Here is an 8,225-nt window from a genome sequence, read left to right as displayed (position 1 = left end):
TCGGCGCGAAGCTCGTCGATTTCGCTGGCATAGGCGTCTTCGTTGACGCGATTGCCAAGCGCGGGCTGATGGGCGCGCAGGAAGGCCCCGATCCCTGCCACCAGAACCGGGGCGGAATATTCGCCCGCCATCGGCAGCACGTCCTTGCCCGCCAGCTTGATCTGCCGGTCGGCCCGTCTGAGGATCGAGCCGATTTCGTGCTCGATATATTCGGGCTGGCCTTCCTCGACGACCAGAAGCGCCTTCTTCCCTTCCGCGAAGGACAGGATCTGTTCGGGCACCAGCGGGTAGACCACGTTCAGCGTCAGGATGGGAAGGTCCGTCCTGCCCTCGGCATCGGCCAGCCCCAGCTCCTGCAACGCTTTCATCAGCGCAGGCCGGATGCCGCCCTGCACGATGATCCCGACATCTCCCCCAGCCCCCTCGGCCAGTTCGTTCAGGCCATGGTCCTGGATGAAGCGCCGTGCGGCGGGCATGCGCGCGTCGTATTTGCGTTTCTCGTGGGCAAAGGTCACGGGCGGATGGGCCAGGTGATCGTATAGATGCGGTGCGGGGTTCTTCAGCACCTCTTTCATCGACACGCGCGGAGCCACGTTATCCTTGGCCTCGAAGGTGCCCTGCACGTGGCAGGCGCGGATTCGCAACTCCAGCATGACGGGGGTATTTGACGCCTCGGACAGAGGGAAGGCCGCCTCGGTCATCCTTGTGATGGTGGGCAGGTCCGGCACCGGGTCCATCAGCCAGATCGCCGATTTCATCGCGAAGGAATGGGTGCGTTCCTGGATCACGCTGGCCCCTTCGCCGTAATCCTCGCCCACGATGATCAGGGCCCCGCCCATGACACCGGGCGACGCGAGGTTCGACAGCGCATCGGCCGCGACATTGGTGCCCACGATGGATTTCCACGTCACCGCACCACGCACGGGATACATGATCGACGCCCCCAGCATCGCGGCGGCAGAGGCTTCGTTGGTGCAGGGTTCCACATGCACGCCCAGATCTTGCATAAGATCTTCGGCCTGCACCATCACGTCGATCAGGTGAGAGACGGGCGCACCCTGGTAGCCTCCGACATAGGACACGCCAGACTGCAACAGCGCCTTGGTCACGGCCAGGATGCCCTCGCCGTGAAACCGGTCGCCTTCTCCCAGTTTCAGGCTTTCGATTTCCTTGGCAAAAGAGCGTTCCATCCCCGATCCTCCCTGATCCGGCTTGTGCAAATCTGGCGCGTCAGTAAATTAATGTCCAACTGATAGTTGGAATTGGCGACATTCAAAATCATGATGAACATCCGGCAGATCGACCTCAACCTGCTCTCCTTGCTGGTGCGGATCGCGGAAACAGGCTCGGTCTCGGTCGCGGGTGCTCAGCTTGGCCTCAGCCAGCCTGCGTCCTCGAACGCGCTGGCCCGGCTGCGCCAGGCGCTTGGCGATCCGCTGTTCCAGCGCACCCGCGAGGGCATGGTGCCCACCGGATTTGCCGAGGCGATCCTGCCCGGCATCAAGGAGCACATGGCGGGGATCGAGGCGACGCTCACCTCGGTCGCGGGCTTTGATCCGGGCACGAGCCGCCGCCGCTTTCGCCTGTCTCTGTCGGGCCTCGGGGAACAGAATTTCCTGCCGCGCCTTGCCGCGACAGTCTTTGACAAGGCCCCTTTCGTCACCTTGGAAAACGTCTCGTCCCCGGCAGGGGAACTGGCCGAAACCCTATCCTCACGACGGGCCGACATAGCCATTGGCCTGATCGACCTTGCGCTGCCCACCATGCGCCAGCAGGTGCTGTTTCGCGACGACTACCGCGTCATTGCAAGCCCTGCCCTTGCGGCGCGCGGCCCCGTGGACCTGACGCGCGCGCGGCTCATCCTCGTGGCCCCCTCGGCCACCTTCGCGCGCGAGATCGAGGCGATGCACACGCGTCTCGGGCTGGCCGACCGGGTCTGTCTGAGGATGAGCCATTTCGGCGCGCTGCCCGCGATGCTCGATACGCTGGAAGCAGCCGCGATCGTGCCCGGGCAATTCGCCGCCAAACTTGCCGAAGACGGTGGCGCGGTGCTGTTGCCCGCGCGCGCCGATCTCGGCCGCCAGGCGGTCAACCTGGTCTGGCATGAACGCACCGAAACCGACCCCGGCTGCCAGTGGCTGCGCGGCATCGTGACCAGGCTATTCGCCAAAGATCAGAGCTGACCGGCCTCTTCCAGAACCTTGCGCGCGGCGCGGAAACACTCCAACGCCTGCGGGACACCGCAATAGATCGCGACGACATGAATGATCGCGCGGATTTCCTCTTTGCTCACACCGTTGTTCAGCGCCCCGCGGCAATGCAGCTCCCATTCATGCATCTTGCCCAGGGCCCCGATCATGGCGAGGTTCATCATGCTTCGGGTCTTGGGGTCGATCACCTCGTCGCCCCAGCCAAAGCCCCAGCACCAGGCCGTCATCGCCTCCTGGAACGGCCGGGTGAAGTCATCGGCCGCGGCGAGGTTTTTTTCCACGTATTCGGCCCCAAGCGTGGCCTTTCGCTGCTCCAGCCCTTTGAGGAACAGGTCTTCGTCGAATGCGCTCATCTTGGGTCCTTTCAAGGCGTTGCCGGGGTCGCGGCGGTCACAGAGCCATCTAATGCGCCCCGTCGTCAAGCTCGGCAGTGCCGGCAAAGCGCGGCAGATCATCGTCAATGGTCAGCCACGGCAGGTGTTCGTCGGTGTAGCAATGCAACTGGGGCCGGTAGTTCTGGGGATCGTCGCGGGTGACCGCGTAAAGATGCACCTCGCCCGGCCAGCGCGCGCTTTCAAAACTCATCTGGCTGCCGCAGGTGGGGCAAAAGCCGCGCGTGGCATGCGCTGAGGATTGAAAGAGGCGCCGATCCCCGTCCCATTCCACCTCGCGCACATCGAAGCCCATCCACGCCACAACAGGGGCCGAGGCCGCGCGGCGGCAGCTTTCGCAATGGCACAGCGCCGTCCAGAGCGGCCCCGTCGCCGCCCGGTATTTCAATTGGCCGCACAGGCAGCGCCCGCGCACGGAATCATTGCCCATCGACCGCCTCGCGCATCCATTTCTGAAGGTGCAGGATTGAATGTTCGGAATTCACCCCACAGCCGGGATCGACCACCAGCGGCCCCGGCACATAGCCCCGAGATCGCAGGCCGCGCTGCACCGATTCCACCAGCCGGATATCCTCTTCGACCGTGGTGGCGCGGTCCTGCACCGCCATGCGGCGCACGGTGTCATTGTCCTCGCCCCCTACCGAATACCAGCCGCGCCAGACCACCACCCGGCCCACATCGGTGGCCCGCCAGTGATAGGTATTCAGCAGGTTGCCCGGATAGACTTGGAAGCTGAACATCGGCCACAGGAACCAGCTGGAATACTTCTCGTTATTGGCGAAGCCCGACTGGATGTCATAGGTCATCTGGTCGAGGTTGTTGCATTCCGTCGTGTGCCGCAGGCAATAGCCCTGCGGCTGGATATCGTAGGTTTCGGGCCGGATCACGCCCGTGGCGAATGTCGGGTGGTTGATAGAGCAATGGTAGCATTCGGAATAGTTCTCGACCGAGACCTTCCAGTTGCAGTTTTCCGGAATCTCCACCCATTCGAGCGGCTTGAGATCAGCCCAGTTCGGCACGAAACCCTCCAGCTCGGCGCGCACGTTGGGGAACCACTCGTCCATCGGCTTGGCGTCGGGGTCGAGGTTGACGAAGATGAATCCCAGGAACAGCTCGGTGCGCACTTCCGTCAGGCAGACCCTGGACTTGTCGAAGCCCGGCACCGCCTTGATATTCGGCCCCGCGCGCAGTTCGCCCGTCAGTTCATAGGTCCAAGCATGGTAGGGGCAGACCACCACGCGCGTCGTCCCCGCCCCTTCGACCAGCTGATGCGCCCGGTGCTGGCAGACGTTGTAGAAGGTGCGGATCTCGCCATCGCGCCCCTTGATGCAGAAGAGGCTTTCGCCTGCCAGGTCGAAGGCGAAATAGTCGCCCGCGTTCTCCAGCTGGCCGGCATGGCCCGCGAATTGCCAGCTGCGGGCGAAAAGCCCCGCCTGCTCGGCTGCGTAGATCGCGGGATCGGTGTAGTAGCGCGCCTCGAGCGAATGGACGAGCGGTGCGTTCATTCGGGATCCTCCTCGTAAATGCCCAACTGGTGGCGGCGGCGGTGAAAGGTTTCGACCCGCTGGACGATTTCGTCTGAGGCAACCGAGATGACGAAGCTCAGCAGCGTCTCCAGAAGCGCGATGGTCGAGACCGAGGACGGGAAGAATTGCGGGGTATCGGCGGCCACGCAGAACCGATGCTGCGCGGCGCGGATGATCGGGCTTGCGGGGCTGTCGGAAATGCCGATCACGGTCATGCCCTGTTCGCGGGCAATACGCACGGCTTCGACCACCTCGCGCCGGTAGGGGCGGCAGGTAATGGCGATCAGAACATCGCGGTGGTCGGCCCAGGCCAGGTCATCCACGGGGGTCGAGCCGGGGCGCGGAATGGCGTGAAACTGCACCATGCCGGTTGACGCCAGGTAGGTGAAATTGCGCGCGTTCGAGTTGTTGACCCCGACACCAAGCGTGAAGACCTGGCGCGACGACCAGATGGCCTCGGCCGCGTCCTTCAACGCCTGCGCGCTGATGCCTGCGAAGGTTTCCTCGATATTGCGGATCGCGGCCCCCACCATGTCGGCGTAAAGCCCGCCCAGATCGCCCGTCTTGGCAATGTCCTGCAACCAGCGCGCCCGGTCCTCCAGCGGCACGGCCCCGCGCCGGATCGCCTCGCGGAACGGGGCGCGGAAATCCTCGTAGCCCTCGAAGCCCGCCTGCCGCGCCATGCGCACGACAGTGTTGGGCTTCACATTCGCGGCCTCCGCGATTTCGCGCACGGTCGAGACACCCACATCCTGCGGGTTTTCCAGCACGTAACGCGCCGCCTTCTGCGCCTCGGGAGTCAGGGCGTCCCATTCCTCGGTCAGACGGTCGAGAATGGCGTTGGTCGTCGGGCTTGGTATGTTTGTATCATTCATGATTGACGATGGTATAAATGTGCGATTAGCCTGTCCATCGAAAAGTGATCCAAGCGACAGGATTCTCCTCGATGTCCCAAAAAGAGTTTCCCACCCACGCCCGCGTGGTCATCGTCGGCGGCGGCGTGATGGGGGTCGGGCTGGCCTATCACCTCGGGCATGAAGGCTGGGGCGCGGACACGGTCCTGCTGGAGAAGGCCGAACTCACCTCGGGCAGCACCTGGCATGCGGCGGGGCAGATCACCCATTCGACCAGCTCGTTCTCGCTTGGCAAATGCGTGGACTACAACATCGGGCTCTACTCCGGCGGGCTGGAGCGCGAGACCGGCCAGCCCGTCACCTGGCACGGCTGCGGGTCCTTCCGGCTGGCCTACACGGGCGACGAGATGGACTGGCTGCGCCACACGCTGTCGGTCGGGCGCGCACTTGGCTTCAATATCGAGCTTGTGGGCCCCGACCGCATCGCCGAGCTGCACCCGTTCTACAACCTCGACGGGGTGCTCGGCGCGCTGCACACCCCCGATGACGGCCATGTCGACCCCACCAACGTCACGATGGCGATGGCGGCTGGCGCGCGGGCCAAGGGCGTGCGCATCTTCCGCCACACCCGCGCGACCAACATCACCCAGGCCCCATCCGGCGAATGGGTGGTCGAGACCGACAAGGGCATCATCACCTGCGAACATGTGGTCAACGCGGGCGGCACCTATGCCCGCCAGATGGGCGAATGGTCGGGCCTGCAACTGCCCATGACCTCCATGACCCACCACTATTTCGTGACCGAGCCAGTGCCGGAATTCGAGGCTTTGGACAAGGAACTCCCCGTCATCCGGGACGACAAGAAGGTCTCGGGCTACATCCGGATGGAGCAGAAACGCGGCCTCATCGGCATCTACGAAAAGGCCAACCCCAACGCGGTCTGGATCGACAAATGCCCGTGGGACTACGAGAACTGGCTCTTTGACGCCGATTACGACCGGGTCATGCCCTGGCTGGAGGAAAGCCTGAACCGCATGCCCATATTCGCGGAGCTTGGCATCCAGCGCGAAGTGCATGGCGCCATCAGCCATCCGCCCGACGGCAACCCGCTGATCGGGCCCGCGCCGGGCGTGAAGAATTACTGGTGCTGCTGCGGCACCCAGATCGGCATTGGCTGGGGCCCGGGGCTGACGCGAGAGCTCGCGCGCTGGATGGTGCATGGGGCCGCCGACATCTCGATGCGCGACTATGACCCGCGCCGCTTCGGCAGCTACGCCACGAAGGAGTGGCTGGTGGTGACGGCGAAAGAGGACTACTGCCTGCGCCACGAAATCCCCTTTCCCCATTTCAACCGGCTGGCAGGCCGACCGGTGAAGCCCTCGCCGCTTTACGAACGCCTCAAGGCCAAGGGCGCCGTCTACGAGGAGGTCTACGGCCACGAACGGCCCCGCTGGTTCGCCAGGGACGGCGTGGAGCAGCGCGATTACTACGGCTTCGGCCGCACGCCGGTTCATGACGTGGTGGGGGCCGAATGCCGCGCGGTGCGGCAGGCCGTGGGCATCATGGACATCTCCGCCTTCACCAAGGTCGAGGTTTCCGGGCCGGACGCGGAACGCCTGCTGGATGGGCTCGTCGCGAACCGCCTGCCGCAGAAGGTAGGGGGAATCGCGCTCACCCACATGCTCAACCGCCGGGGCCGGATCGAGCTGGAAACCACCGTGGTGAAACTGGCCGAAGGCCGCTTCTACCTCGTCTGCGCGGCCTTCTTCGAACAGCGTCTGCTGGATCACCTCGCCGCCCACAGGGGCGGGGCCGATGTCACCGTCACCTGCCTCTCGACCGATTGGGCGGCGCTGGCGCTCAATGGCCCGCGTGCGCGCGACGTGCTGGCCGCCTGCACCGATGCGGATCTCTCCAACGCAGGCTTCCGATGGCTCTCGGCGCAGGAAATCGAGGTCGCGGGTCACCGGCTCTGGGCCTTCCGCATGTCCTACGCGGGCGAGCTCGGGTGGGAATTGCACATCCCCCGCGACAGCGCCCTTGCGGTCTATGACGCGCTCTGGGCCGCGGGCACACCCCATGGCATCGCCGATTACGGAAGCTTCGCGATGAACGCGCTGCGAATGGAAAAGGCCTTCAAGGGGGCGGGCGAACTCACCAACGAGGTGACGCTCGCCGAGGCCGACGTGCTGCGCTTCGCCCGCACCGACAAGGACTATCTCGGCAAGGACAGGACCCTGAACAGCGACCTGCCCTGGGTCTGCGCCTACCTTTCCATCGCGCCCGACGGCAAACACGATGGCCATGGCGGCGAGGCCGTGCTGATGGAGGGCCGCCGCGTCGGTTCCACCGCATCGGTCGCCTTTGGCCACACGGTGGGCCAGGTCCTCGCCTTCGCCTATGTCAAACCCGAGGCCGCCACCCCCGGCCAGTCTCTCACCGTCATCATCGCGGGCGCGCCGCGCGAAGCCACCGTGCTCGGCCAGCCCGCCCATGACCCGGACAGCCTCCTGCCGCGCACCGATGCCACGATGGTGCTTGCAACATGACCCTTCTTCTTGGCGAAAATACTCCGGGGGAGTCGCCCTCAGGCGACGGGGGCAGCGCCCCCTTCCCCGCGCGACCGGACCGGTCGCGCCCGGATCGACGCGCAACGCGCGGCGAAACCAGACGCATGAAAGGAGAGCGCCGATGATCCCGACCACGATGAAGGCCATGATCCTGACCGGGCATGGCGGGCTCGACAAATACGACTGGCGCGAAGACTGGCCGGTTCCGCAGCCCGCCCCCGGCGAGGTGCTGATCCGCGTGGGTGCCTGCGGCATGAACAATACCGACGTCAACACCCGCTCGGGCTGGTATTCCAAGGCCGTGACCGATCGCACCACGGGCGAGGGCTTCGAGACGATCAACGACGAAGACCCTTCCTGGGGCGGCGCACCGCTGGCCTTCCCGCGCATCCAGGGGGCCGATGTCTGCGGCCGGATCGTGGCCGTGGGCGATGGCGTCGACGCGGCCCGCATCGGCGAGAGGGTGATCACCGACAACTGGCTGCGCGACCCCGACGACCTGACCAACAAGGCAAAGACGGGTTATTTCGGATCGGAACGCGATGGCGGCTTTGCCGAGTTCTGCACCATTCCGGCGCGCAACGCGCTGGCCGTGCAGTCCGATCTCACCGATGCGGAGCTCGCGACCTTCTCCTGCTCCTACTCCACCGCCGAGGGCATGCTGACCCGCGCG

At 65.1% G+C, this 8,225-nt stretch carries 7 protein-coding genes and 1 pseudogene; 3 read left to right on the top strand and 5 right to left on the bottom strand.

What is annotated here, in order from left to right; genetic code table 11:
- Window positions 1–1,190, bottom strand: a pseudogene (locus ACEQXV_RS03240) (indolepyruvate ferredoxin oxidoreductase); the annotation flags it as partial.
- Window positions 1,191–1,262: 72 nt separating this feature from the next.
- Here ACEQXV_RS03240 and ACEQXV_RS03235 point away from each other — a divergent pair.
- A complete protein-coding gene (locus tag ACEQXV_RS03235; protein ID WP_370267874.1) occupies window positions 1,263–2,183 on the top strand; it encodes a LysR family transcriptional regulator in 921 nt (306 codons plus the stop codon).
- Here the strand turns inward: ACEQXV_RS03235 and ACEQXV_RS03230 are convergent.
- From ACEQXV_RS03230 to ACEQXV_RS03215, 4 genes are read right to left on the bottom strand one after another with little or no spacing between them, the layout of a single operon-like run.
- Window positions 2,174–2,563, bottom strand: coding sequence for a carboxymuconolactone decarboxylase family protein (locus ACEQXV_RS03230; RefSeq protein WP_370252148.1), 390 nt, complete (start codon window positions 2,561–2,563; stop codon window positions 2,174–2,176). The two genes, ACEQXV_RS03235 and ACEQXV_RS03230, sit on opposite strands and share 10 nt — an antisense overlap.
- A 49-nt stretch (window positions 2,564–2,612) precedes the next feature.
- Window positions 2,613–3,032 (bottom strand): GFA family protein, encoded by a 420-nt coding sequence (locus tag ACEQXV_RS03225; protein ID WP_370252147.1) that lies wholly within the window; start codon window positions 3,030–3,032, stop codon window positions 2,613–2,615.
- Entirely contained in the window at window positions 3,022–4,107 is a 1,086-nt protein-coding gene (locus ACEQXV_RS03220; protein ID WP_370267872.1) for an aromatic ring-hydroxylating dioxygenase subunit alpha, read from the bottom strand. The genes ACEQXV_RS03225 and ACEQXV_RS03220 overlap by 11 nt, the downstream gene beginning before the upstream one ends.
- Window positions 4,104–5,003, bottom strand: coding sequence for a MurR/RpiR family transcriptional regulator (locus ACEQXV_RS03215; protein ID WP_370252145.1), 900 nt, complete (start codon window positions 5,001–5,003; stop codon window positions 4,104–4,106). The genes ACEQXV_RS03220 and ACEQXV_RS03215 overlap by 4 nt, the downstream gene beginning before the upstream one ends.
- Before the next feature lie 71 nt (window positions 5,004–5,074).
- Here ACEQXV_RS03215 and ACEQXV_RS03210 point away from each other — a divergent pair, with 71 nt between their 5' ends.
- Complete coding sequence (locus ACEQXV_RS03210; protein ID WP_370267870.1) at window positions 5,075–7,531, top strand: FAD-dependent oxidoreductase; 2,457 nt, start codon at window positions 5,075–5,077, stop codon at window positions 7,529–7,531.
- 142 nt (window positions 7,532–7,673) lie between these two features.
- The coding region (locus ACEQXV_RS03205) for an alcohol dehydrogenase catalytic domain-containing protein (protein ID WP_370267868.1) at window positions 7,674–8,225 on the top strand (552 nt) is incomplete at its 3' end.

Source organism: Nioella sp., from assembly GCF_964229645.1.
Classification (GTDB): domain Bacteria; phylum Pseudomonadota; class Alphaproteobacteria; order Rhodobacterales; family Rhodobacteraceae; genus Nioella.
Note: the sequence above shows the minus strand (reverse complement) of the source record. Positions and strands in the feature narration are given on the sequence as shown.

Bases quoted from the DNA above. Each gene is read 5' to 3' on its own strand.
- ACEQXV_RS03225 (WP_370252147.1), bottom strand. From the start codon at position 3,032: ATGGGCAATGATTCCGTGCGCGGGCGCTGCCTGTGCGGCCAATTGAAA.
- ACEQXV_RS03230 (WP_370252148.1), bottom strand. From the start codon at position 2,563: ATGAGCGCATTCGACGAAGACCTGTTCCTCAAAGGGCTGGAGCAGCGA.
- ACEQXV_RS03220 (WP_370267872.1), bottom strand. From the start codon at position 4,107: ATGAACGCACCGCTCGTCCATTCGCTCGAGGCGCGCTACTACACCGAT.
- ACEQXV_RS03215 (WP_370252145.1), bottom strand. From the start codon at position 5,003: ATGAATGATACAAACATACCAAGCCCGACGACCAACGCCATTCTCGAC.
- ACEQXV_RS03210 (WP_370267870.1), top strand. From the start codon at position 5,075: ATGTCCCAAAAAGAGTTTCCCACCCACGCCCGCGTGGTCATCGTCGGC.